The sequence below is a fragment of the Streptomyces sp. NPDC091682 genome, assembly GCF_044756625.1.
Classification (GTDB): Bacteria; Actinomycetota; Actinomycetes; order Streptomycetales; family Streptomycetaceae; genus Streptomyces.
Map to the genome: position 1 here is coordinate 208,877 of NZ_JBIVTH010000009.1, position 23,716 is coordinate 232,592.

At 70.6% G+C, this 23,716-nt stretch carries 19 protein-coding genes; 15 read left to right on the forward strand and 4 right to left on the reverse strand.

Annotated elements, in window-relative coordinates:
- Positions 1 to 21: 21 nt before the first annotated feature.
- The 4 genes from ACIQK6_RS22275 (at position 22) to ACIQK6_RS22290 (ending at position 7,062) form a co-directional block, all read left to right on the forward strand.
- Positions 22 to 2,301 carry an IucA/IucC family protein gene (locus ACIQK6_RS22275; RefSeq protein WP_402695300.1) on the forward strand — a complete coding sequence of 760 codons (2,280 nt, stop codon included), beginning with the start codon at positions 22 to 24 and terminating at the stop codon, positions 2,299 to 2,301.
- Positions 2,302 to 2,333: 32 nt separating this feature from the next.
- Positions 2,334 to 3,047 (forward strand): GNAT family N-acetyltransferase, encoded by a 714-nt coding sequence (locus ACIQK6_RS22280; RefSeq protein WP_402695301.1) that lies wholly within the window; start codon positions 2,334 to 2,336, stop codon positions 3,045 to 3,047.
- Positions 3,048 to 3,146: 99 nt separating this feature from the next.
- Positions 3,147 to 5,039 carry an IucA/IucC family protein gene (locus ACIQK6_RS22285; RefSeq protein WP_402695302.1) on the forward strand — a complete coding sequence of 631 codons (1,893 nt, stop codon included), beginning with the start codon at positions 3,147 to 3,149 and terminating at the stop codon, positions 5,037 to 5,039.
- Between the two features lie 52 nt (positions 5,040 to 5,091).
- The gene (locus ACIQK6_RS22290) at positions 5,092 to 7,062 is read left to right on the forward strand and encodes an ATP-dependent DNA helicase (protein WP_329098664.1); all 1,971 of its coding nucleotides are present in this window, start codon (positions 5,092 to 5,094) and stop codon (positions 7,060 to 7,062) included.
- 104 nt (positions 7,063 to 7,166) lie between these two features.
- On the opposite strand, the gene lexA is transcribed toward ACIQK6_RS22290, so the two are convergent.
- A complete protein-coding gene (gene lexA, locus ACIQK6_RS22295) occupies positions 7,167 to 7,961 on the reverse strand; it encodes a transcriptional repressor LexA (protein ID WP_150259859.1) in 795 nt (264 codons plus the stop codon).
- Between the two features lie 468 nt (positions 7,962 to 8,429).
- On the opposite strand from lexA, the gene nrdR reads away from it, so the two are divergent.
- Both nrdR and ACIQK6_RS22305 read left to right on the forward strand, forming a co-directional pair.
- Positions 8,430 to 8,942: a transcriptional regulator NrdR gene (nrdR, locus tag ACIQK6_RS22300; RefSeq protein ID WP_329098662.1), complete on the forward strand. Its 513-nt coding sequence runs from the start codon at positions 8,430 to 8,432 to the stop codon at positions 8,940 to 8,942.
- Positions 8,943 to 9,086: 144 nt separating this feature from the next.
- On the forward strand, positions 9,087 to 11,975 hold the full coding sequence (locus ACIQK6_RS22305; protein ID WP_329098660.1) for a vitamin B12-dependent ribonucleotide reductase: 2,889 nt from the start codon (positions 9,087 to 9,089) through the stop codon (positions 11,973 to 11,975).
- Between the two features lie 132 nt (positions 11,976 to 12,107).
- On the opposite strand, the gene ACIQK6_RS22310 is transcribed toward ACIQK6_RS22305, so the two are convergent.
- The gene (locus ACIQK6_RS22310) at positions 12,108 to 12,497 is read right to left on the reverse strand and encodes a helix-turn-helix domain-containing protein (protein ID WP_329098658.1); all 390 of its coding nucleotides are present in this window, start codon (positions 12,495 to 12,497) and stop codon (positions 12,108 to 12,110) included.
- 68 nt (positions 12,498 to 12,565) lie between these two features.
- On the opposite strand from ACIQK6_RS22310, the gene ACIQK6_RS22315 reads away from it, so the two are divergent.
- The gene (locus ACIQK6_RS22315) at positions 12,566 to 13,243 is read left to right on the forward strand and encodes a nitroreductase family protein (protein WP_402695303.1); all 678 of its coding nucleotides are present in this window, start codon (positions 12,566 to 12,568) and stop codon (positions 13,241 to 13,243) included.
- Positions 13,244 to 13,406: 163 nt separating this feature from the next.
- Here ACIQK6_RS22315 and ACIQK6_RS22320 read toward each other — a convergent pair whose 3' ends face one another.
- On the reverse strand, positions 13,407 to 14,366 hold the full coding sequence (locus ACIQK6_RS22320; RefSeq protein WP_329098655.1) for a DUF1152 domain-containing protein: 960 nt from the start codon (positions 14,364 to 14,366) through the stop codon (positions 13,407 to 13,409).
- A 95-nt stretch (positions 14,367 to 14,461) separates the two neighbouring features.
- Here ACIQK6_RS22320 and ACIQK6_RS22325 point away from each other — a divergent pair, with 95 nt between their 5' ends.
- The 5 genes from ACIQK6_RS22325 (at position 14,462) to ACIQK6_RS22345 (ending at position 19,573) form a co-directional block, all read left to right on the forward strand.
- Positions 14,462 to 15,301, forward strand: a complete 840-nt coding sequence (locus ACIQK6_RS22325; RefSeq protein ID WP_329098653.1) for an arylamine N-acetyltransferase — start codon at positions 14,462 to 14,464, stop codon at positions 15,299 to 15,301.
- Between the two features lie 32 nt (positions 15,302 to 15,333).
- Positions 15,334 to 15,939 carry a YdbC family protein gene (locus tag ACIQK6_RS22330; RefSeq protein WP_030008846.1) on the forward strand — a complete coding sequence of 202 codons (606 nt, stop codon included), beginning with the start codon at positions 15,334 to 15,336 and terminating at the stop codon, positions 15,937 to 15,939.
- 74 nt (positions 15,940 to 16,013) lie between these two features.
- Positions 16,014 to 16,673: a histidine phosphatase family protein gene (locus ACIQK6_RS22335; protein WP_329098651.1), complete on the forward strand. Its 660-nt coding sequence runs from the start codon at positions 16,014 to 16,016 to the stop codon at positions 16,671 to 16,673.
- An 11-nt stretch (positions 16,674 to 16,684) separates the two neighbouring features.
- Positions 16,685 to 17,602 carry an ADP-ribosylglycohydrolase family protein gene (locus ACIQK6_RS22340; RefSeq protein WP_329098649.1) on the forward strand — a complete coding sequence of 306 codons (918 nt, stop codon included), beginning with the start codon at positions 16,685 to 16,687 and terminating at the stop codon, positions 17,600 to 17,602.
- Between the two features lie 267 nt (positions 17,603 to 17,869).
- The gene (locus ACIQK6_RS22345) at positions 17,870 to 19,573 is read left to right on the forward strand and encodes a DUF4173 domain-containing protein (protein WP_329098648.1); all 1,704 of its coding nucleotides are present in this window, start codon (positions 17,870 to 17,872) and stop codon (positions 19,571 to 19,573) included.
- Between the two features lie 122 nt (positions 19,574 to 19,695).
- On the opposite strand, the gene ACIQK6_RS22350 is transcribed toward ACIQK6_RS22345, so the two are convergent.
- Positions 19,696 to 21,249 carry an MFS transporter gene (locus ACIQK6_RS22350; RefSeq protein WP_402695304.1) on the reverse strand — a complete coding sequence of 518 codons (1,554 nt, stop codon included), beginning with the start codon at positions 21,247 to 21,249 and terminating at the stop codon, positions 19,696 to 19,698.
- Between the two features lie 141 nt (positions 21,250 to 21,390).
- On the opposite strand from ACIQK6_RS22350, the gene ACIQK6_RS22355 reads away from it, so the two are divergent.
- The 3 genes from ACIQK6_RS22355 (at position 21,391) to ACIQK6_RS22365 (ending at position 23,523) form a co-directional block, all read left to right on the forward strand.
- Positions 21,391 to 21,993: a TetR/AcrR family transcriptional regulator gene (locus tag ACIQK6_RS22355; RefSeq protein ID WP_402695305.1), complete on the forward strand. Its 603-nt coding sequence runs from the start codon at positions 21,391 to 21,393 to the stop codon at positions 21,991 to 21,993.
- 115 nt (positions 21,994 to 22,108) lie between these two features.
- Positions 22,109 to 22,819, forward strand: a complete 711-nt coding sequence (locus tag ACIQK6_RS22360) for a ribonuclease HII (RefSeq protein ID WP_402695306.1) — start codon at positions 22,109 to 22,111, stop codon at positions 22,817 to 22,819.
- A gap of 59 nt (positions 22,820 to 22,878) precedes the next feature.
- Positions 22,879 to 23,523 (forward strand): hypothetical protein, encoded by a 645-nt coding sequence (locus ACIQK6_RS22365; protein ID WP_402695307.1) that lies wholly within the window; start codon positions 22,879 to 22,881, stop codon positions 23,521 to 23,523.
- The last annotated feature ends 193 nt before the right edge of the window (positions 23,524 to 23,716 follow it).

The window sequence follows — 23,716 nt, forward strand, 5'->3', positions numbered from 1 at the left end:
CCCGCACCCCGAGGACCCGCGATGCCCGATCCGCACCATTCCACCCCCATCACGGAGAACCAGCCACTGTCTCCCGACCGGCCCGCCCCGCTGCCGCCGGGGCCGGCCCCGGCGCTGCCGAATCCGCTCCCGGACCACGAGGAGGCCGTCGCCCCGGGACAGACGTCAGCGTCGCCCGGCACCTCTGCGCCGCTGAGGGAGGTCGCGGAGCCGCCGTCCCCGACGCCGCCGCGGCCCGACGTCCACGAGGTACAGGGCTCGGGGTCCGCTGTCACCCCGCCGGCCCGGCCCGTGCCCGCCGAGGACGCACCGACCCCGCCCCCGGCCGGCACGCCTCCCCACGCCGACGGAGCCACGGCCGAGCACCCGAAGCCACGCCCGACGGGCGCACCCGGAACCCCCGGAGCCGGAGCCCCCGGAGCACCGGCCGAGCAGCTTCCCCCGGTGGCGGCCGCCAGCGGGACCGACGCCGGGGCAACGGCCACGGTGCCGCGGCAGAAGGACGGCACACCCCGGCCCCGTTCCGGATGGACGAGCCCCCTACGGCTGGAGCCGACCACACTGCCCGACCTGCTCAACCACCCCGACCCGGCCGTCGCCGCCGAGGCCGCGGCGGTGGAGAACCTGCTCCGCTGCTGGGTCCGCGAATCCGGTCTCGGCCGCCCCGACGGCCCCGCCGGAACCCCCCTGCGCATCCCCCTTCCCGCTTCCGGTACCGCCCTGCTCGTTCCCGTCCGCCACTGGTCCCACGCCGGCTGGCACCGGTTCGGTGCGGTCCGACTCGAAGGCACGACCGCCGCCGCACCCTCCCTCGACGCCGTCACCATCGCCGCGCTCATCGCCCGAGAAGGCACGAGCGGTGGCCGAGGCGCCGCCGACCTCGTCGGCCGGGTCGCCGACTCCGTGCGCCGCACCGCCGAATTCATCGCCGACCGGCGGGAACGCCCCACCGCCCCGGCCCCCCTGGGCGGGGACCGTTTCCTCACCGCCGAGCAGGCGCTCCTCCTCGGTCACCCCCTCCAGCCGGACCCGAAGAGCCGTGAAGGGCTTTCCGAGGCCGAGGTACGCCGCTACTCACCCGAACTCCACGGCTCCTTCCCCCTGCACTGGTTCGCGATCGACCCCGCGGCCCTCGCGAGCGAATCGGCCTGGACCGAGAGCGGCCGCCCCGTCTCCGCGCCACAGCTCCTCGGCCGACTCGCCCCCGGTCTCCCGCTGCCGGGCGGCACCACCCCCCTTCCCCTACACCCCTGGCAGGCCCGTGACCTGCTCGAGCGCCCCGCCGTCTCCGCCCTCCGTGACGCGGGACTTCTGTACGACCTCGGCCCACACGGCGAGCCCTGGTACCCCACATCCTCCGTGCGCACCGTCCACCGACCGGGCGCCCCCGCGATGCTCAAGCTCTCCCTGGGCCTGCGCATCACCAACTCCCGCCGCGAGAACCTCCGCAAGGAACTCCACCGCGGTGTCGAGGTACACCGGCTGCTCCGCACCGGCCTCGCCGAGCAGTGGCAGGCGTCCCACCCCGCCTTCGACATCGTCCGCGACCCCGCCTGGGTCGCCGTGGACGCGCCGGACGGAACCCCCGTGCCCGGACTTGACGCCCTGCTGCGCCACAACCCCTTCCGTTCGGGCGACGACCCGGTCTGCATCGCCGCACTCACCGCCCCCCGCCCGTGGCCCGGCCGGACCACCATGAGCTCCCGCCTCGCCGAACTCATCACCGGACTCGCCATCGCCACCGGCCACACCACGTCCGCCGTCGCCGCCGAGTGGTTCCTGCGCTACCTCGACCACGTGGTGCTGCCGGTCCTCGCCTTCGATGCGCTCGCCGGTATCGCCCTCGAAGCGCACCAACAGAACACCCTGGTGCTCCTCGACCCAGCCGGCTGGCCGATCGGCGGCCGCTACCGCGACAACCAGGGCTACTACTTCCGCGAATCCCGCCGCGCGGAACTGGAGCACCGGCTCCCCGGCATCGGCAGCGCCAGTGACACCTTCGTCTCCGACGCCGTCGCCGACGAACGCTTCGCCTACTACCTCGGCATCAACAACGTGCTGGGCCTCATCGGCGCCTTCGGATCCCAGCGGCTCGCAGACGAACGGGTCCTCCTCGCCGCCTTCCGCCGCTTCCTCGCCAAGGCCGCCGGCCTCGGCCCGCTCCCGGCACGGCTGCTCGACTCGCCCACCCTGCGCTGCAAGGCCAATCTGCTCACCCGCCTGGGCGGCCTCGACGAGCTGGTCGGCCCCGTCGACACGCAGTCCGTCTACGTCACCATCACCAACCCCCTTCACGATTGACGCGTCGGCGCCGACGCGGAGAAGAGCCCCCGATGCCCTCCACCGACACTTCAGCCCAAGCTCCAGCCGCGCGACCCGGCCACGACACACGCACCACCACCGGCGTCGTCGAAGTCGCCCGCGGAAGGCGCGCACAACGCCTCAATGCGGAGCTGTTGCCCCTGCTCGCCGAGGCCGACCTGCTCGATTCCCCCGCCATCTGGGGCAGCGTCACCACACCGGCCGGAGCCTTCCGCCTCGAACCCGTGCGGCCCGGCCGTGACCTGGAGCTACTCACCGGCTGGATGAACGATCCCGAAGTGTCCGCCTACTGGGAGCTCGCGGGCTCCGCCGCGGTCACTGATGCCCACCTGCGGGCCCAGCTCGACGGGGACGGCGGCAGCATCCCCTGCCTCGGACTCCTCGACGGCACGCCGATGAGCTACTGGGAGATCTACCGAGCCGACCTTGACCCGCTCTCCGGGCACTACCCGGCGCGCCCCCACGACACGGGTATCCACCTGCTCATCGGAGACGGCACGAACCGCGGCCGCGGACTGGGAACGGCTCTGCTGCGTGCCGTCGCCGACCTGGTCCTCGGCAACCGCCCCCGCTGCACACGCGTCGTCGCGGAACCGGACATCCGCAACACCCCCTCCGTATCAGCCTTCCTGAACTCCGGTTTCCGCTGCTCCGCGGAAATCGACCTTCCCGAGAAGCGGGCCGCCCTGATGATCCGGGAGCGGGTGCTGCGCAATCTCCTCTGAGTGCCGCCCCGCAAACCCCGACCGTCGTCGGCAGCTTCGCACCTCTCCCCTCGATAACTCTGCGTAACGAAGCAAAGTTCCCGACCTCCGAGGAGTCACGTGCCGAACTTCCCCGCAGCCCCCCACGCTGCCGACCCCGCCGGGCCGCCGTTGCCCCGGGACCTCTGCACGCCGCCCGAACTCAACCGCGGGACCTGGGGCCTCGCCGCCCGCCGGCTGCTTGCCAAGATGCTCGGCGAGTTCGCCTACGAGGAGATCATCCGCCCCGTCCCCGCACCGGCCACCGCAGGGGACGCCTGGACCCTGACCCTCGACGACGGCAGCAGCCTCGGCTTCCGCGCCCGGCGCCGCTCGTACGGCAGTTGGCACGTCACCCCGGACACGATCATCCTGACCCCACCGCCACCCTCGCCGACCGCACCGACAGCACCGATCGTGCCGGGCGCCCTCGGGAGCCCGACCGCACTCGAGGATCCGTACGCCTTCCTCATCCGGGCCCGGAACCTCCTGGGGCTCGACGGACCCACCCTCGGTCACCTCGTCCGCGAGCTCAGCGCCACCCTCACCGCCGACGCCCGACTCGACCACACCGCACTCACCGCCGACGTCCTCGCCGACCTCGACTACGCCGCCCTCGAAGGCCACCAGACCGGCCACCCCTGGCTCGTCCCCAACAAGGGCCGGATCGGACTCTCCGCCTCCGACACCGCCGCATGGGCCCCCGAGGCGCGCACCCGCCAGCGGTTGCCCTGGCTCGCCGCCCACACCTCGCTCGCCGCCTACCGCGGGACCGCCGGCCTGGAGGACCCCGCCCACCTCTACTCCGCCGAGCTCGACCCCGTCACCCGGGCCGCCTTCGACCAGTCCCTGCGCGACCGCGGCCTCGACCCGCTCCACTACCTCTACCTCCCGATCCACCCCTGGCAGTGGGACGAGGTCGTCCTCCCCCTCTTCGCCCCGGCGCTCGCCTCCGGCGCCCTGGTCCCGCTCCCCGCCGATCCCGACGTGCGTCTCCCGCAGCAGTCCGTCCGTACGTTCCTCAACCTCAGTAGGCCCGACCGGCACAGCGTCAAACTCCCGCTCTCCGTCTTCAACACCATGGTCTGGCGCGGACTGCCCAACGACCTCGCGCTCGCAGCCCCGGCCGTCACCGCCTGGATCCACTCCCTCCGCGACGGCGACCCCTTCCTCCGCGACGAGTGCCGGGTCGTCCTGCTCGGCGAGGTCGCCTCCGTCACCGTCCGCCACCCGGTCTACGACGCGCTCCCCGAGGTCCCGTACCAGTACAAGGAGCTCCTCGGCGCGATCTGGCGCGAGCCCCTCACCGGCCTGCTGGCACCCGGCGAGCGCGCCCGTACGCTCGCCTCCCTCCTCCACACCGACCCGCGCGGCCGGTCCTTCACCACCGAACTCGTGGCCCGGTCCGGACTGACCCCCACCGTCTGGCTCCAGCGCCTCTTCGCCGCCCTCCTGCCCCCACTGCTCCACTTCCTCTACCGCTACGGCACCGTTTTCTCCCCGCACGGCGAGAACGCCATCGTGATCTTCGACGAGTGCGACGTCCCGGTCCGGCTCGCGGTCAAGGACTTCGTGGACGACGTCAACATCACCGACGAACCGCTGCCCGAGCTCGAGTCCCTGCCCGACGAGGTCCGAGCGGTCCTGCTCACCGAGCCCGCCGACTTCCTGCCCCAGTTCATCCACTCCGGTCTGTTCGTCGGCGTCTTCCGCTACCTCTCGGCCCTGTGCGAGGACGGCCTGGGCGTCCCGGAGCGCGCGTTCTGGTCCCTCGTACGGGCGGAGATCCTCCGCCACCAGGCCCGCTTCCCGGAGCTCAAAGACCGCTACGAGCTCTTCGACCTGCTGGGCGAACGCATCGGACGGCTCTGCCTGAACCGGAACCGGCTCTACGAGGACGGCTACCGCGACCGGCCCGACCGTCCGCACGCCGTGCAGCACGGCACCGTGCCCAACCCCTTGTACCGGCCATGATTGCTCGCCGGTGCGCTCGCTGTCAGTGCGGCCCCGTAGGGTTGGGAGTGCTATGACGAAGCCCTCCCTCCCCGACCTGCTGCACGCCGCCGTCTCCGCCGTCGGCGGCACGGAGCGCCCCGGCCAGGTGGCCATGGCCGAAGCCGTCGCCGAAGCGATCGACGACAACTCCCACCGGCTGATCCAGGCCGGTACCGGCACCGGAAAGTCGCTCGGCTATCTGGTGCCGGCCCTCGCGCACGGCGAGCGCGTGGTGGTCGCCACGGCAACCCTCGCCCTCCAGCGGCAGCTCGTCGAGCGCGATCTGCCCCGGACCGTGGAGGCACTGCATCCGCAGCTGCGCCGCCGCCCTCAGTTCGCCATGCTCAAGGGCCGGTCCAACTACCTGTGCCTGCACCGCCTGCACGAGGGCGCTCCGCAGGACGAAGAGGACGGACTCTTCGACCAGTTCGAGGCGGCCGCGCCCACCAGCAAGCTCGGCCAGGACCTGCTGCGCATGCGCGACTGGGCGGACGAGACCGAGACCGGCGACCGCGACGACCTGACCCCTGGTGTTTCGGACAAGGCCTGGTCTCAGATCTCCGTCTCCTCCCGCGAGTGCCTGGGCGCCACGAAGTGCGCGTACGGCGCCGAGTGCTTCGCGGAGGCTGCCCGTGAGCGGGCCAAGCTCGCGGACGTGGTCGTCACCAACCACGCCCTCCTCGCCATCGACGCCATCGAAGGCGCTCCCGTGCTGCCGCAGCACGAGGTGCTGATCGTGGACGAGGCCCACGAGCTGGTCTCCCGGGTGACCGGGGTCGCCACCGGCGAACTCACCCCGGGCCAGGTCAACCGGGCCGTGAAGCGTGCCGCCAAGCTGGTCGACGAGAAGACCGCCGACTCCCTGCAGACCGCCTCCGAGACCTTCGAGCGGGTCATGGAGCTGGCGCTCCCGGGTCGGCTGGAGCAGATCCCGGAGGACCTCGGCTACGCGCTGATGTCCCTGCGGGACGCCTCGCGCAACGTGATCTCGGCGATCGGCGCGACCCGGGACAAGTCCGTCCACGACGAGGACGCGGTGCGCAAGCAGGCGCTGGCCGCGGTGGAGAGCATCCACGGCGTGGCGGAGCGGATCACCAACGGCTCCGAGTACGACGTGGTCTGGTACGAGCGCCACGACCGCTTCGGCGCCACCCTCCGCGTCGCCCCCCTGTCGGTGTCCGGCCTGCTGCGCGAGAAGCTGTTCGAGGACCGCTCCGTGGTCCTGACCTCCGCCACCCTCAAGCTGGGCGGCGACTTCAACGGGGTTGCGGCCTCGCTGGGCCTGTCCCCCGAGGGGGTCGAGGGCGACGACGTACCCGTGTGGCGCGGCCTCGACGTCGGCTCGCCCTTCGACTACCCGAAGCAGGGGATCCTCTACGTCGCCAAGCACCTGGCCACGCCGGGCCGCGAGGGGACCCGCGGCGACATGATGGACGAGCTCGCCGAGCTGATCGAAGCGGCCGGTGGACGCACCCTCGGTCTCTTCTCCTCCATGCGCGGCGCCAAGGCGGCCGCCGAAGAGCTGCGCGGCCGGCTCGACCATCCGATCCTGCTCCAGGGCGAGGAGACCCTCGGCGAGCTGATCAAGTCCTTCGCCGCCGATCCGAAGACCTGCCTGTTCGGGACGCTCTCGCTCTGGCAGGGCGTGGACGTGCCCGGGCCCAGCTGTCAGCTCGTGGTCATGGACCGGATCCCCTTCCCGCGCCCCGACGACCCGCTGATGAGCGCCCGGCAGAAGTCGGTCGAGGAGCACGGTGGCAACGGTTTCATGGCCGTTGCGGCCACGCACGCCGCGCTGCTGATGGCGCAGGGTGCCGGCCGCCTCGTACGGGCTTCGGGTGACCGGGGCGTCGTCGCGGTCCTCGACCCCCGGCTGGCGACGGCCCGGTACGGGAGCTTCCTGCGGGCCACGCTGCCGGACTTCTGGTACACCACGGACCGCAACCAGGTCCGCCGCTCGCTCGCTGCGATCGACGCCGCCGCTCAGACTGACGGCAAGTAGCGGGCGACCACATCTTCGCGAGCGGTGGTGGTTTGGCCGCAGAGAACAGGGCAACCCCCGGAACCGGCGCAGTGGGTTCCGGGGGCTGAATGGGGGCGGCGGGGTCAGACCCGACGCAGTACCGCGACGACCTTGCCAAGGATCGTCGCTTCGTCGCCGGGAATCGGCTGGTAGGCGGCGTTGTGCGGGAGGAGCCAGACGTGGCCGTCTTCGCGCTTGAAGCGCTTGACCGTGGCCTCGCCGTCGAGCATCGCGGCGACGATGTCGCCGTTCTCCGCGACCGGCTGGCGACGGACCGTGACCCAGTCGCCGTCACAGATGGCGGCCTCGATCATCGAGTCGCCGACGACCTTGAGGACGAAGAGCTCGCCGTCGCCGACCAGCTGGCGGGGGAGCGGGAAGACGTCCTCGACCGACTCCTCGGCGAGGATCGGGCCGCCGGCCGCGATCCGGCCGACCAGGGGAACGTACGACGCGGCGGGCTTGCCTGTGGTGTCCGTGGGCTGCGAGCTCGGCTGGTCGGAGCCTCGCACCTCGTAGGCCCGGGGGCGGTGCGGGTCACGGCGCAGGAAGCCCTTGCGCTCCAGGGCCATCAGCTGGTGTGCGACCGACGAGGTGCTGGACAGGCCGACCGCCTGGCCGATCTCCCGCATCGACGGCGGGTAACCCCGACGCTGCACGGAGTCGCGAATGACCTCGATGACCCTCCGCTGCCGGTCCGTGAGCCCGGAGCTGTCGGCGCGAATGCCTGGAGGTCGACCTGGCAGCGAGCGTGCGGGGCGTACTGCGGGCTCCGCATCCGGGTTCAGGTTTGCGTCGTTCATGGCATGCACCGGCTCGAGTCGGCTCTGGGAGCGGTTCTGGGCGGTAATGGCGGCACTGTCTGCGGTGGTGGTCACGTCGGCCCCTCTCGAAATGTTCTCCCTAGCTGGACAACGGTAGTAGCTTTCGAAAGGTTGCGCCAAACACACGTTCGAGTGAAAAATCGCAGATCGTCCTGCGTGGGCATATCAAGGGGTGTATGGACGATCGGTTCGTCGAACGTGGGTTCGGCCCGGCATTCGCCGCCTACGGTACCGTTCCCGGTCGGATCGCCGCTTTTGGGCCTGTGCCCAGTGTGGCACCAGGAGGCCGTGCGTCCGCCCATCGGACGCCGCGACACGCGAAGCCATGTAAATCCGCCACAACCCAAGATCTAGTGGTTGGATGAGCGCTGCCACCCAGAGGTTGTGGTCCTCGGGTCTTCCGGGGGCCTCGGCATCGCATATGCTTGTGGCTGCTTCACGAGCCCCCGACGGAGTCAGTCTCCGTCGTTCAGGGGCTCCGTGGGGTGATTCGATCGTGCCAAAAGGGAGGGTGAGGGAACCATGCACTGCCCCTTCTGCAGGCACCCCGACAGCCGTGTCGTCGACAGCCGCACCACGGACGACGGTACGTCGATCCGCAGGCGCCGTCAGTGCCCCGACTGCTCCCGTCGATTCACGACGGTGGAGACGGCCTCGCTGATGGTGATCAAGCGCAGCGGGGTGACCGAACCCTTCAGTCGCACCAAGGTCATCTCCGGCGTGCGCAAGGCGTGCCAGGGGCGGCCGGTCACCGAGGACGCCCTCGCCAAGCTCGGCCAGCGGGTCGAGGAGGCGCTGCGCGCCACCGGGAGTGCCGAGCTGACCACCCACGATGTGGGTCTGGCCATACTCGGCCCGTTGCAGGAGCTCGACCTGGTCGCGTACCTGCGCTTCGCTTCCGTTTACAAAGCTTTCGACACCCTTGAAGACTTCGAGACCGCCATCGCGGAACTCCGCGTATCGCGGTCTCATACCGAAGAGTGCGAGCTCGGTGGGACCGCCCAGGTCCCCGTGCCCGCCTCCGCCGCCGACTGATCGGACCATCCGTGCCGCGGCGCTCACGCGTCGTGATGCGGCCGGTCGGCCAGGCGAAGAGACGTAGACACAAGACACAGCACTGTGCCGCGGAATATCGATGGCACTTTAGGGCGTTTTTGCCCGCATATGGGAGGAAGCGGCATGACAGAGACGGCGAGCGGCTCGGCACGTGGTTCCCGCGCCAAGGGGACCAAGGCTGCCAAGGGCGGCCTGCGTATCGAGCGCATCCACACCACCCCGGGCGTGCACCCTTACGACGAGGTGAGCTGGGAGCGCCGTGACGTCGTCATGACCAACTGGCGCGACGGCTCGGTCAACTTCGAGCAGCGCGGTGTCGAGTTCCCCGACTTCTGGTCGGTGAACGCGGTCAACATCGTCACCAGCAAGTACTTCCGCGGCGCGGTCGGCACCCCGCAGCGAGAGACCGGTCTGAAGCAGCTGATCGACCGGATCGTGAAGACGTACACGAAGGCCGGCGAGGACTTCGACTACTTCTCGTCGCCCGCTGACGCGGAGATCTTCGAGCACGAGCTGACCTACGCCCTCCTGCACCAGATCTTCAGCTTCAACTCCCCGGTGTGGTTCAACGTCGGCACGCCCCAGCCGCAGCAGGTCTCCGCCTGCTTCATCCTGGCCGTCGACGACTCCATGGAGTCGATCCTCGACTGGTACAAGGAAGAGGGCATGATCTTCAAGGGCGGCTCCGGCGCCGGCCTGAACCTCTCCCGCATCCGCTCCTCCAAGGAGCTCCTCTCCTCCGGCGGCAACGCCTCCGGCCCGGTCTCCTTCATGCGCGGCGCCGACGCGTCCGCCGGAACGATCAAGTCGGGCGGCGCCACCCGCCGCGCGGCCAAGATGGTCGTCCTGGACGTGGACCACCCGGACGTCGAGGCCTTCATCGAGACCAAGGTGAAGGAGGAGGAGAAGATCCGCGCCCTGCGCGACGCGGGCTTCGACATGGACCTGGGCGGCGACGACATCACGTCCGTCCAGTACCAGAACGCCAACAACTCCGTCCGCGTGAACGACGAGTTCATGACGGCCGTCGAGAACGGCACCGAGTTCGGCCTGCGTGCCCGCATGACCGGTGAGGTCATCGAGAAGGTCGACGCCAAGGCGCTCTTCCGCAAGCTCGCCGAGGCCGCGTGGGCCTGTGCCGACCCGGGCATCCAGTACGACGGTGTGATCAACAACTGGCACACCTGCCCCGAGTCCGGCCGCATCACCGCGTCCAACCCGTGCAGCGAGTACATGCACCTGGACAACACGTCCTGCAACCTCGCCTCGCTCAACCTGATGAAGTTCCTGAACGACGACGGCAAGGGCAACCAGTCCTTCGACGCCGAGCGCTTCGCCAAGGTCGTCGAGCTCGTCATCACCGCGATGGACATCTCCATCTGCTTCGCGGACTTCCCGACGCAGAAGATCGGCGAGAACACCCGCGCCTTCCGTCAGCTGGGCATCGGCTACGCCAACCTCGGCGCCCTGCTGATGGCCACCGGCCACGCGTACGACTCCGACGGCGGCCGCACCCTCGCCGCGTCGATCACCTCGCTCATGACCGGTACCGCGTACAAGCGCTCCGCCGAACTGGCCGCCATCGTCGGCCCCTACGACGGCTACGCCCGCAACGCCGAGTCCCACAAGCGCGTCATGAAGCAGCACGCCGACGCCAACGCCCTCGCGCCGCGCACCGAGGACCTGGACAACAGCATTTGGGCCGCGGCCACCGAGGCCTGGCAGGACGTCCTGCGCCTCGGCGAGAAGAACGGCTTCCGCAACTCCCAGGCCTCCGTCCTCGCGCCGACCGGCACCATCGGTCTCGCGATGTCCTGCGACACCACCGGTGTCGAGCCGGACCTGGCCCTGGTCAAGTTCAAGAAGCTCGTCGGCGGCGGCTCGATGCAGATCGTCAACGGCACCGTCCCGCAGGCCCTGCGCCGCCTGGGTTACCAGGAGGAGCAGGTCGAGGCGATCGTCTCCCACATCGCCGAGCACGGCGTGGTCGTCGACGCCCCGGGCCTGAAGACCGAGCACTACGAGGTCTTCGACTGCGCCATGGGCGAGCGCTCCATCTCCGCGATGGGTCACGTCCGTATGATGGCCGCGATCCAGCCCTGGATCTCCGGCGCGATCTCGAAGACGGTCAACATGCCGGAGACGGCGACCGTCGAGGAGATCGAGGAGATCTACTTCGAGGCGTGGAAGATGGGCGTCAAGGCGCTCGCGATCTACCGCGACAACTGCAAGGTCGGCCAGCCCCTCTCCGCCAAGAAGAAGGAGGTGGAGAAGGAGGAGGTCACCGCCAAGGCGGAGGAGACCATCCGCGCCACGGTCGAGAAGGTCATCGAGTACCGCCCCGTCCGCAAGCGCCTCCCCAAGGGCCGCCCGGGCATCACCACCTCCTTCACGGTCGGTGGCGCCGAGGGCTACATGACGGCGAACTCCTACCCGGACGACGGTCTGGGCGAGGTCTTCCTGAAGATGTCCAAGCAGGGCTCGACCCTCGCGGGCATGATGGACGCCTTCTCGATCGCCGTCTCGGTCGGTCTGCAGTACGGCGTTCCGCTGGAGACCTACGTCTCGAAGTTCACGAACATGCGTTTCGAGCCGGCCGGCATGACGGACGACCCGGACGTGCGGATGGCGCAGTCGATCGTCGACTACATCTTCCGTCGTCTGGCGCTGGACTTCCTGCCCTTCGAGACCCGCTCCGCCCTCGGCATCCACACCGCCGACGAGCGCCAGCGCCACCTGGACACCGGCTCCTACGAGCCGCTCGAAGACGAGTTGGACACCGAGGCCCTGATGCAGGCGGCCCCGCTGGCCGCGGTCCCGTCGGTCCCGAAGCCGGTCGTGGCGGCCTCCGTCCCGGCCCCGAAGACGGCGCACAGCAACGCCGAACTAGTCGAGATGCAGCTCGGCGTCTCCGCCGACGCCCCGCTCTGCTTCTCCTGCGGTACGAAGATGCAGCGCGCCGGCTCCTGCTACATCTGCGAGGGCTGCGGCTCGACGAGCGGTTGCAGCTGAAACCAGGCGGAACCGCGCCCGATGCATCCTTGAGGATGTGCGGCTCAGGGCGCTGACCTGCACGTGAGAGAGGGTGCCGACCAATGGTCGGCACCCTCTCGGCGTTGTGGATCTACTGCTTGATGCACCTGCTCAAAGGACCTTCCCGGCCTCCGCCGCGGCCCGGGCCCGCTCGATCTCGTTGATGTGGGTCTCCGTCCACTGGCGGAGCGCAGTGATCGGCCCCGCGAGGCTCCGGCCGAGCTCCGTCAGTTCGTATTCGACCCGGGGCGGGATGGTGGGAAACACGGTGCGGGTGACGAACCCGTCGGCTTCGAGGCCGCGCAGGGTCTGGGTGAGCATCTTCTGTGACACGCCCTCGATGCGCCGACTCAATTCGGTGTACCTCAGGATGCCTTCGAGGAGGGCGTCCACGACCAGGATGGTCCACTTGCCGGAGATGTGATCGAGGACCTGGCGGGTAGGGCACTTCGCGGAGTAGACGTCGGCCGGCAGCCCGGACGATTCCACAGTGGTCTTCATGCGGGGAGAGTAACGCACTAATTAGTGCCCTCTTCCCGATGGAGAGTGACTCTCCAATAGTGAGTGACATGACGAGTCCAACGATGTCCGTCGCAGAAGCGATCCGTACCCGCCGCACCGTCCGCCACTACCTGCCAGCCCCGATCCCCGAGGCCACGCTTGACGCGCTTCTCGATCTCGCCGTCGAGGCCCCCACCAGCTGGAACCTGCAGGACCGGTCCATCGTCGTGGTATCCGGAGACGAGGGCCGTGCGGGACTGGCGTGGGCCACGGGGGGCCAGCCCCAGCCGCAAGAGGCCCCGGTCGTACTGGTCTTCGTCGCCGAGCCCCAGTCCTGGCGGGATGACCACAGCGACGTCTACGAGCAGGCCCGGCGCAGCGGAGCGTGGAACAACGAGTTCGTCGCGATGTTCTCCGTTGCGTCACGGGTGTTCCAGGAGGATCTCGACCAGCGGGGTTTGCTGCGGGAGTACGCGGTCAAGGACGCCATGATCGCGGCATCCTTCGTGATGCTCGCCGCGACGGAGATGGGCCTGGCGACTTCGCCCATGAACGGCTGGGACGAGGCGAAGGTGAAGAAGGTGATCGGGATCGACGGCCGTGACGACCTGGCCATCGCCCTGTTGGTGTCGGTCGGCCATCCGGCGCAGGACCAGCGCCATCCGGGTCGGCGTGCCCGGGAGCGCACCGTCTTCCGCGAATCGTACGGTGCCGGCGGAGCGGGGAACGCCGCACGCCAGGAGTAGGTGCACCACACCCATGTCATGACGCCACTGTTGTGCGTGTGTGAGCCGTTCAGGCGGGGTGTTCACGGTGACGCGGACACCCCACCACGCATGTCGCCGGCCCGCATTTCACCACCGCGGCTTCTCCGCCGCCGCGCGGGCCACCGTCGAGCACGTCACCGGGTCAGTGGGGGATGCGGCGGGACGGACGGGTGACCAGGTCCTCGCGGAACTCGGCGATCCGGGAATGGACCTGGCGCATCAGGTGGGTGTCCTCAATGCGATCCAGGTAGAGGCAGCGCGCGGCGAGCCCCGGCAGGTCGAAGGCGAAGTACAGGGACATCAGAGGGTTCACGAAGAGCTCGCTTCCCCGCGTGCGGCTGGTGAACTGCACGTCGCCGAAGGAACCCCGGACGGCCGCGGCGATCGAGCCGTTCACGATGCTGGGCCGGTCCGGGGTCTGCTCCTGGGCATGGGCCACCGCGTCCAGGAAGAGGGCGCCCTCCCTGGTGGCGCGCGGTATGGAAAACGCGCCGAGGTAGGCGCCCGCGCGCTCCAGCGCCGCGATATTCTCCAGCACCAAGCCGTGACTGACCCCGTGGTACGCGTCCACGCCGAAGCCCACCGATACGACGAGGCGCTGGGGCACGTCGTCCAGCGCGGCCAGTGCCGCGACGCTGGTGAGGTCCTCCTCGGGCGTGCCGAGGCCCGCTTCGTCGCCCCGCATCAGGATGTCCGTGCCGCCGTCGACCAGGACGATCGCATCGATGTGGTGGAGGTCGATCAGTTCGCGGTAGGCGGCGCGCAGCGGCTGGACCCCGGTCTGGGGGAAGGCGTACACGAGGGCCGGGTAGTCGTGCGCCTCCAGCCACTGGGCCAGCGTCCGCTCGGGGAAGTAGGACAGGTGGGGCGCGGAGTCGGGGGTGACGGTGGCCAGGTCGGGGGCCTGCCACGCCTCGGAGGGCAGTCCGGCGAGCGTGCTGAAGGAGAGGTTCGCGAGGTGGACCCGCTTGCCCTGGTGCATGAGGGACAGGGCCACGGGGAGGCCGGCGTAGATGTCGAAGCCGCCGCCCGCACCGGCGACCAGGATGTTTTCGGCGTCGGCGAGGCGGTCGAAAAGCGGGTTGGAGTGCAAGGCCGTCATGGTGATCATTGTGCGGGGCGCGCACGACGACGCGCCTGCGGATTTCACGGTAGTGCGATGGCCGGCGAGGCGGGGGAACGGGGAGATGGTCAGTCATGTGGAGCGGTGACGAGCTGGACCTGGACGCGTATCTGGACCGGATCGGACATCAGGGGGACCGGGAGGCGTCCGGGGAACTCCGTCCGGACCTCCGCACGTTGTACGCAGTGCACCGCGCCCACACCGCCGCCATCACCTTCGAGAGCCTGGACGTCCTGCTCGGCCGCCCCGTCGCGCTGGACCTCAAGTCGATCGAGGGCAAGCTCGTGCACGGCCGTCGCGGCGGCTACTGCTACGAGCAGAACTCGCTGCTGGCCGCCGCCCTGGAGCGGATCGGCTTCGAGGTCTCCGGGCGCGGTGCCCGCACCCGCACCCGCGGGGACTCCGTCCTCGCGGTGACACACGCCGTCCTCGTCGTCACCGTCGAGGGTGAACGGTGGCTGTGTGACGTCGGGTTCGGGTTCCAAGGGCCTCGGGAGCCGGTGCCGCTGGGACGACCGGGTGCCGATGTGCAGCAGGGGGAGTGGACGTACCGCGTCCGTGAGGAGGAGGACGGCGTTCTGGTGCTGTGCCTGCTGCGCGGAGACACCTGGCGAGACCTGTACGCCTTCTCCCCGCAGCACTACCGCCCCGTCGACTACGTCGTACTCAACCACTACAGCTCCAGCCACCCTTCCTCTTCCTTTGCCGGGCGGCTGATCGTCCAGCGCCCGGGAGACGGCGTCCGCCAGGCGCTCGTCGGGCGGGAACTCACCCGGCTGTACCCCGACGGCCGCGCCGAGCAGGAGATCGTCGGCCCGGACGACCTGCTCGCCGTGCTCGACCAGGAGTTCGGGCTTCGGTTGTCCGATCGGGACGCGGCAGAACTGGTGCGGATCCACCGCGCTGAGGACTGAACGGGGCCGCGCTTGGCCCGTACGATGGCGCAGTGCTGGTCAAGTGGATTCGCTGCACGGTGACGGACCGACGCGGGTTCGAGCGCGGGCAGCGAAAATGGGCGGGGCTGCCGGGCGAGCCGGGATTCCGGGGGCAGGGCGGCGGCTGGAGCCGGGGCCGGCAGGGGGTCGCGCATGTCTTCGCGTTCTGGGAGAGCCGTTCCTTCTACGACTCCTTCATGGCCCGCTCCCACGATCGGCTGGCCGCCTCCCAGAACGGCACCTACACCGATCTGCGGGTCACCCTCTTCGACCACCGCTTCGACGTGAAGACCGGCTTCGAGCCGCGCTTCACCGATGCCGACGTCGTACGGGTCGCGCACACGCGGGTCCGGGAGGGCCGGGTCGACCACTTCGCCCTCATGCAGGAGAAGGTGTGGAATCCGGCGATGGCGGGATCGCCCGGCATGGTCCGGGGCCTCTTCGGGGAGGCTCCGGGTCGGGAGTTCCTGGTCCTCTCCATGTGGCACGCCGCCGCCGAGCACGGCAAGTACCGGCAGGAGCGGGTCGAGCGGCTCTCCCTCCGTGCCCAGATCCAGGCCGATGTCGAGGCCCTCACCGGCGATGTCGTCGACCTCGAACCCTCCTGGACGGTATGACCGTACGACGACCGGCGGGGGGCGATCGGCGTGCCCGGTCGGCGGGCTGCCCGGCTGCCGAATAGGGTCGTGGGATGGTTCGACCACGGCGCATCGTCCTTGTCCGACACGGGGAATCGGAGGGGAACGCCGACGACTCGGTGTACGAGAGGGAACCCGACCACGCCCTGCGGCTGACCCCCACCGGGCGGGAGCAGGCGGCGGCGGCGGGCGTCCGACTGCGCGAGCTCTTCGGCACCGGGACGATCAGCGCGTACGTCTCCCCGTACCGCCGCACGCTGCAGACCTTCCGGGAGCTCCGGTTGGACCCGACGCGGGTGCGGATGCGCGAGGAGCCGCGCCTGCGCGAGCAGGACTGGGGGAACTGGCAGGACCAGAACGACGTACGACTGCAGAAGGCGTACCGCGACGCGTACGGACACTTCTTCTACCGTTTCGCGCAGGGCGAGTCGGGGGCCGATGTGTACGACAGGGTCGGGTCCTTCCTGGAAAGCCTCTACCGCAGCTTCGAGGCCCCCGACCATCCCGAGAACGTGCTGTTGGTGACGCACGGGCTGACGATGAGGCTGTTCTGCATGCGCTGGTTCCACTGGTCCGTGGCCGAATTCGAGGCCCTGTCCAATCCGGGCAACGGCGAATTCCGGGTGCTCCTGCTCGGCCCGGACGGCCGGTACCGGTTGGACCGCCCGTTTGAGCGGTGGACCACACCCGAGCCCTATGACCTGGACGGCTAGAGTGGCCCGCAATGACGCCTGATTCCACTCCCGAACGGCGCTACGCGCGCGCCATGGCCAGCCTCCGAGGGCTGGCGCTGGGTGACGCCCTCGGCTCCCAGTACTTCGTCCCCGTGAACTACCCGCTGCTCAAGCGGCGCGAGCTGCCCACCGGCGCCGAGGCGTGGCAGTGGACCGACGACACCGAAATGGCCTGCTCGGTGGTGGCCGTGCTGGCCGAGCACGGGCGCATCGACCAAGACGCGCTCGCGAGTTCCTTCGCCCACCACCACGATTTCGACCGTGGCTACGGGCCCGCGGTCAACCGGATGCTGCGTCTGGTGCGGGAGGGGCAGGACTGGCGCACGCTGGCCGCCGAACTGTTCAACGGGCAGGGCTCGTGGGGCAACGGCGCCGCGATGCGCATCGCGCCGCTCGGCGCCTGGTACGCCGACGACCCGGAGCAGGCCACCCACCAGGCGGAGATCTCCGCCTACACCACCCACCAGCACCGCGAGGCCGTGTGCGGGGCGATGGCCGTCGCAGCGGCAGCGGCCCTGGCCGCGAGCGCCGACGGTCCGCCGAAAGCCTCCGACCTGCTGGACGGGGTGATCGCACTCGTGCCGCGCAGCGCGGTGGGCGCGGGGCTGCGGCGCGCGCGGGACATGCTTGACTACGGCGACGCCACCACGGTCGCGGCGGTCCTGGGCTGCGGGCGGCGCACGAGCGCGCACGACACCGTGCCGTTCGCCCTGTGGTCGGCGGCGCGGGCGCTGGACGACTACGAGCGGGCGTTCTGGACCACCGCGCAGGTGGGCGGGGACGTCGACACGACCTGCGCGATCGTCGGCGGGGTGCTGGGCGCGCGCGGTGACGCCGTGCTGCCGGCCGCGTGGCTGGCGCGTACCGAGGCGCTGCCGGCCTGGCTGCCGGAGGTCGCTGCGGGCTGATGCCCGTGGGAGGGATCCGACGGCGGCACCGGGGAGTTCGCACGGTGTGGCACCTCGGGTGCGTTCGGAGCGTTCGATCAGTCCAGTGCCTTGGCCGCGTCCCGCGTCGCCGGTTCGTCCGACGTGCGGTGAACATCCCCCTCCGATTGTCACGGTCCTGCCACAGCACTCTTTTGATCCTGTTCAAAACTGCATCGTGCCGGCCTACTCTGTCCGCAGCGCCGCCCCAATGTGAACTCCGGGGCGGCCGATAGGGGAGGGAACCCGATGTCAGAGAACACCGGCGGGGCGAACGAAGCCCGGACCGACGACGCGGTCAACGCAGAAGCCACGGACGGGGATTCGCCCGCCAAGCCCCATCCGGCCGGTGGTAGACACACCGGCGTGGCCGGCCCACCGTCGGGGGCGCAGGCCGGCGCACCGCCGTGGGCGCAGGCCGGCGCAGTGCCCGGGAACCCCTGGCAGGTGCAGCAACGCTCGGCCAAGCCCTCTTGGGCCACTCTGGTGCGCCCCGCCGAGGCCGCCCCCATCCGGACCGCTACCCTCGTCGCCGTCCTCGCCTCCGGTCTCGCCACCGCGCTGCTGCTCGGCGACGGCATGGGCCCCGGCCTGCTGCTCGCGGTGGTGCCCGCCGTCGTCGCGGCATACGTCGCCGCCCGCGCGGCCCGCCGCAGCGCCCGTCCCTGGACCGTCGCCTGGGTGATCGGCTGCCTCGCCCTGCTCGCCGTACCGGCCCTGCGCGACTCCGCCTGGCCGGCCACGCTGGCGATCCTGTCCGCGGTCCTGCTGGGCGCGCTCGCCCTCCACGGCAGCCGCACCTGGCCGGGCGTCCTGCTCAGCCCGCTCGGGTTCCTTGACGCCGCCGTGTCCGGGATCGGCTGGCTGCTGACCGGGCTGCGCTCGCGTGGCGGGGTCAGCAAGGACCGCTGGCTGCCCGTGGCCAAGGCGACCGTTGTGGCCGGCGTCCTCCTGCTGCTCTTCGGCGCGCTGTTCGCCTCCGCGGATGCGGCCTTCGCCGATCTGCTGGGCGACTTGCTGCCCGACGTGTCGGTCGAGGACGGGCCGGTCCGGTTCGTGCTCTTCCTCCTCGGCGCCGTCCTCGCGCTCGCCGCGGCCCGCACTGCCGCGGCCCCGCTGCGCTGGGACCGGATCAAGGTGGCCCCGGGCAAGCCGCGCTCCCGCGTCGAATGGGCCCTTCCGCTCATCGTGCTCAACCTGCTCTTCGCCGGCTTCAACGCCGTCCAGTTGGCGGTCCTGTTCGGCGGCTACGACAAGGTCCTGCGGAGCACCGGGCTCACCTACGCCGAGTACGCCCGCCAGGGCTTCTGGCAGCTGCTCTGGGCCACCCTGCTCACCCTCGCCGTGATCGCGCTCGCCCTGCGCTGGGCCCCGCGTTCCGGAGCGGGCGACCGTCGCTTCGTCCGTGCCGTCCTCGGGGCGCTGTGCGCGCTGACGCTAGTCGTCGTCGCAGCCGCGCTGCGCCGGATGGACCTGTACGTGGAGGCGTACGGGCTGACCCGGCTGCGTGTTTCGGTGGCCGCGATGGAGCTGTGGCTCGGGCTCGTCATCGTACTGATCATGGCGGCCGGGCTGTTCGGTGGGCGCTGGCTGGCGCGCGCGTTCGCGGGCAGTGTGGCCGCGGCCGTCCTGGCCTTCGGCCTGCTCTCCCCGGACGGGATGGTCGCCGAGCGGAACGTGGCACGCTTCGAGGCGGACGCGAAGATCGACCTCTCCTACTTCCAGTCCCTGTCGGCGGACGCCGTCCCCGCCCTGGACCGGCTGCCCGAGCCGCAGCGGTCCTGCGCCCTGCGCGGGATCAACGACGAGATGGCCAAAGCCGGGGACGTCCCCTGGTACGCGATGAGCCTGGGCGAGTACCAGGCCCGGCAGATCCTGCGCGAGCGTCCCGTGACCGCCTCGTACGAGGTCTGCTCGCGCCTGGGTTCGTTCGGTAGCCGCGTCGAGTACTAGTCGACCCCACGGGGGTTCCGGGGGACGCGTACGGGGCCGGCTGCGGGGATCGTTCCCCGCACCCGCACCCGCACCCGCACCCGCACCCGCACCCGCACCCGGCCCCGTGCGGAAGGCCTCGTTCAGGCGGCCGGGCCGGCCTTCGCGGCGGCGCCGGCCAGGGCCTCCGGGTCGCTCTTGCGCACCCGGATCACCAGCAGGGCGGTGGCCAGGGCGAGGCCCGCCATGGCGACGGCGGCGTAGAAGGCGGTGGAGATGCCGTGGGCCAGGACCAGGTCGCCCCAGGGGTCGGGCAGGAAGCCGGTCTCCTTGAAGGCGGCGATCTGTTCGGGATCCGCCTGCGCCATGAAGGAGGGGACCTGCTGCGTGGCCTCGTCACGACTGGCCGTGCCGAAGACGGTGACCAGGATGGACAGGCCGAGCGAGCCGCCGACCTGCTGGCTTGCGTTGAGCAGCCCCGAGGCCGCACCCGCCTCCTTCGGCGCCACGCCGGAGACGGCGGTGAGGGTGAGGGTCACGAAGTTGAGGCCCATGCCGAAGCCGAACAGCAGCATCGGCCCGAGCACTCCGGAGACGTAGGAGCTGTCGGTCCGGATGAAGGTCAGCCAGGCCAGCCCGGTCCCGGTGAGCGCGGACCCGATGACCATGAAGGGCTTGGGGCCGAAACGCGGCAGGAAGCGCTGCGAGAGGCCGGCGGCGGTGATGATGGCGACCGTCACGGGCAGGAAGCCGAGCCCGGACTGGATCGGGGAGAACCCCAGCACGTTCTGCACGAACTGGACGATGAAGAAGAACATGCCGAACATCGCAGCGGCGAGACCGAGCATGATCACGTAGGTGCCCGTGCGGTTGCGGTCGGCGAACATGCGCAGCGGGATGATCGGCTCGCGGGCCCGCGACTCGATGACGACGAAGAGCGCGAGCAGGACGAGGGCCGCGGCGAACGAGCCGAGGGTGATCGCGTCGCGCCAACCCTTCTCCGCGGCGCTGATGAACCCGTACACGAGGGAGGCCATGCCGCCGGTGGAGGTGAGGGCTCCGGCGATGTCGAAGCGGCCGGGGTGACGCTCGGACTCGGTGATGTAGAGCGGGGTGAGGACCGCGATCAGCACGCCGATCGGCACGTTGACGAAGAGGACCCAGCGCCAGTCGAGCCACTCGGTCAGCATGCCGCCGGCCAGCAGGCCGATCGCGCCGCCTCCCGCGGAGACGGCGGCGAACACCCCGAACGCCCGGTTCCGCTCGGGGCCTTCGGCGAAGGTCGTGGTGATCAGGGCGAGCGAGGTCGGCGAGGCGATCGCGCCGCCCACCCCCTGCAGGGCGCGGGCCGCGAGCAGCTGCCAGGGCTCCTGGGCGAAGCCGCCGAGGAGGGAGGCCAGGGTGAAGATCAGGATTCCGGCCAGGAACACGCGGCGCCGGCCCAGGATGTCGCCCGCCCGGCCACCGAGCAGCAGTAGGCCGCCGAAGGTGAGGGTGTAGGCGCTGAGCACCCACGAGAGGTCGGTGGTGGTGAAGTCGAGGGCGCTCTGGATGTGCGGGAGCGCGATGTTCACGATCGTAGCGTCGAGGACGACCATGAGCTGGCACGCGGCGATGACGGCGAGCGCCACTCCGGGGCGCCCCGCCCGGCGCGCCGCGCCCGGTATCCGGGGTGTGGCGAGTTGAGAGCTTGTCACTGAGGATCCCCCCAAAGTGAAATAGTGAACGCATTCGTTCACTGCGGGACCACGGTAGGAGCCGCGCCTTAGTGAACGCAAGCGTTCACTAAGGCTGAAAATGCGTGCGTCGAACGCGCAAGCCGGTCGGAGGTGGGGAAGATGGTGGGTTCGCGCTGGTCAGCGGCGTCGCCTGGGCGCAGGCGGGGGCCGGAGCTCGAACGGGCGATTCTCGACGCCGCGTTGGAGCAGCTGAGCACGGTCGGCTGGAACGCGCTCACCATGGAAGGTGTCGCGTCCGGCGCGCACACCGGCAAGGCCGCGCTCTACCGTCGCTGGCCGTCGAAGGTGGACCTGGTGGCTGATGCGCTGCGGAGCGGTCTGCCGCGTATCGGTGACATTCCCGACTCTGGTTCGATCCGCGAGGACCTCTATCTGCTGTGTGTGAGCACGCGGGACGTCATGCACTCGCGCGCCGGGCAGGCCCTGCGGTCGGTGCTTCACGAATGCGATCACATGCATGTCGATCGGTTTCGCGGAGTCATCTGGTCCGGTCTGCACGAGCCGGCCCAGCGTCTGATCAGGGAGCTTGTGGAGCGTGGAATCGGGCGGGGTGACGTACGGCCGGACGCTACTGGTCCGTTTGTTGTGGATGTCATTCCGGCCATGCTGATGTATCGCGCCAAGGTGTGCGGAAGCGAATGGGGAGATGCGGACATCGCGGCGCTGATCGACGAGGTCATGGTGCCGCTGCTCAGGGTGTGAGACGTGGCGGGGGCGGTCCGGGGCGCGCGGAGCGGGGTTCGCGTCCGATCTCGGGCGGGTCGGACCGGGGCGGGGGTGTGCAGTGGGCCCGGGGCGGCGTAACCTTGCTGGCGCCATGCCGTACGAAGCACCCACCCACACCGTCGAACGCTCCCTCCGTGCAACCACCGGCGCCAAGGTCATCGCCGGGGTCGACGAAGTCGGACGAGGGGCCTGGGCCGGACCCGTCACCGTGTGTGCGGCGATCACCGGCCTGCGCCGGCCGCCCGCCGGGCTCACCGACTCCAAATTGCTCACCCCCAAGCGGCGCGACGCCCTGCTCGATGTCCTGGAGGACTGGGTCACCGCGTACGCACTCGGGCACTCCTCGCCCGAGGAGATCGATGAACTGGGGATGACGGCCGCCCTCCGACTGGCGGCGGAGCGCGCGTTGGAGGCGCTGCCGGTGCGGCCCGACGCGGTGATACTCGACGGCAAGCACGACTATCTCGGTTCGCCCTGGCGGGTCCGTACGGTGATCAAGGGCGACCAGTCCTGCATCGCCGTCGCCGCGGCCTCGGTCATCGCCAAGGTCCGCCGCGACCGCATGATGGCCGAGCTCGGGGAACGGGGCGGTGGAATCGAGGACTTCGCCTTCGCCGCCAACGCCGGGTACCCCTCGCCCGTGCACCGGGCGGCGCTGGAAGAGCTGGGACCCACCCCCTACCACCGGCTCTCGTGGTCGTACCTCGACGCGCTGCCGCGGTGGCGCCATCTCAAGAAGGTGCGCCGGAGCGAGGAGTCGATGGAGCTGGAAAACGGAGGCCAACTCGGCTTCGATTTCTGATCGCACGCGTGTGCCACCAACCGGTACGTTTCGTACCGGTGTTTGATAGATGTCAACTCATGCCTCTCACCCCCGCCATCGAGGAGCCTCAGATTCACGAGAGTGCCCAGGGTCCCCGCGTCACGCCGGCCGCGAGCCGCACCGCGCAGACCCCCCGCCCCGTACCTGGTCCGCGTCCCGCCGCCGTACCGCGGCCCGGTCGCCCCGGTCCCGCCCGGCCCGCACCGCCCGCACAGCGTGCGCCGCAGGCCACCCCCGGACCCGTTCCCGCGGCTCCTGCCGCTGCCCCCACCGCGCCGTCCGTCTCCGCGGCGGTGCCGCAGATCCAGCTGATCCCGGCCTCCGCCGAGGGCGCGCTGGACGCGGCCGAAGAGGCCGTCGACCTGCTGCTCGACACCGGGCGCGCGCCCGGTGACATCCTGGTGCTCACCAGTGGCGACCCGCACCCGTGGGCCGCGCACGAGCTGTCCTTCGGCGAGGCCGCGTACTGGGCCCTGCACGACGCCGGGGACGACGTCTTCTACGCGGATGCGGCGCAGGCCCAGCGTGCCGCCGGCCGTCCCGTCGTGGTCTTCGCGGCCAATGGCGGAGCGGTCGACACCGTCGCGGGCGCCCTGCCGGTCGCGCTCACCCGGGCGGGTGCGCTGCTGATCGTGTGCGGTGACCCGCAGCAGATCAACTCCGTTCTGGGTGCGGGCGTCTGACGCCCTGCACCCAGAACGGGCGAGGGGCGGGGCGGGCCACGGGCCGGCCCCGCTGAAGCCTGCGCCGGGGTCCGAGTCGGAGCCCGAGGCCTGATCCGCCGTACGCCCGTTCCTGGGTGTACGGCCGTGAGGCATGCCCGCATGCAAGGCGGCGACCGTGCGGTGGTACGCGGGTGGCAGCCGCCCGGGCGCG

What these genes read in the sequence shown, in the direction of transcription:
- ACIQK6_RS22365 (WP_402695307.1), top strand. Translation starts at nt 22,879, where the DNA reads ATGCCTCTCACCCCCGCCATCGAGGAGCCTCAGATTCACGAGAGTGCC.
- ACIQK6_RS22355 (WP_402695305.1), top strand. Translation starts at nt 21,391, where the DNA reads ATGGTGGGTTCGCGCTGGTCAGCGGCGTCGCCTGGGCGCAGGCGGGGG.
- nrdR (WP_329098662.1), top strand. Translation starts at nt 8,430, where the DNA reads ATGCACTGCCCCTTCTGCAGGCACCCCGACAGCCGTGTCGTCGACAGC.
- ACIQK6_RS22320 (WP_329098655.1), bottom strand. Translation starts at nt 14,366, where the DNA reads ATGACGGCCTTGCACTCCAACCCGCTTTTCGACCGCCTCGCCGACGCC.
- ACIQK6_RS22315 (WP_402695303.1), top strand. Translation starts at nt 12,566, where the DNA reads ATGACGAGTCCAACGATGTCCGTCGCAGAAGCGATCCGTACCCGCCGC.
- ACIQK6_RS22290 (WP_329098664.1), top strand. Translation starts at nt 5,092, where the DNA reads ATGACGAAGCCCTCCCTCCCCGACCTGCTGCACGCCGCCGTCTCCGCC.
- ACIQK6_RS22345 (WP_329098648.1), top strand. Translation starts at nt 17,870, where the DNA reads ATGTCAGAGAACACCGGCGGGGCGAACGAAGCCCGGACCGACGACGCG.
- ACIQK6_RS22360 (WP_402695306.1), top strand. Translation starts at nt 22,109, where the DNA reads ATGCCGTACGAAGCACCCACCCACACCGTCGAACGCTCCCTCCGTGCA.
- ACIQK6_RS22325 (WP_329098653.1), top strand. Translation starts at nt 14,462, where the DNA reads ATGTGGAGCGGTGACGAGCTGGACCTGGACGCGTATCTGGACCGGATC.
- ACIQK6_RS22310 (WP_329098658.1), bottom strand. Translation starts at nt 12,497, where the DNA reads ATGAAGACCACTGTGGAATCGTCCGGGCTGCCGGCCGACGTCTACTCC.
- ACIQK6_RS22305 (WP_329098660.1), top strand. Translation starts at nt 9,087, where the DNA reads ATGACAGAGACGGCGAGCGGCTCGGCACGTGGTTCCCGCGCCAAGGGG.
- ACIQK6_RS22340 (WP_329098649.1), top strand. Translation starts at nt 16,685, where the DNA reads ATGACGCCTGATTCCACTCCCGAACGGCGCTACGCGCGCGCCATGGCC.
- ACIQK6_RS22280 (WP_402695301.1), top strand. Translation starts at nt 2,334, where the DNA reads ATGCCCTCCACCGACACTTCAGCCCAAGCTCCAGCCGCGCGACCCGGC.
- ACIQK6_RS22275 (WP_402695300.1), top strand. Translation starts at nt 22, where the DNA reads ATGCCCGATCCGCACCATTCCACCCCCATCACGGAGAACCAGCCACTG.
- ACIQK6_RS22335 (WP_329098651.1), top strand. Translation starts at nt 16,014, where the DNA reads ATGGTTCGACCACGGCGCATCGTCCTTGTCCGACACGGGGAATCGGAG.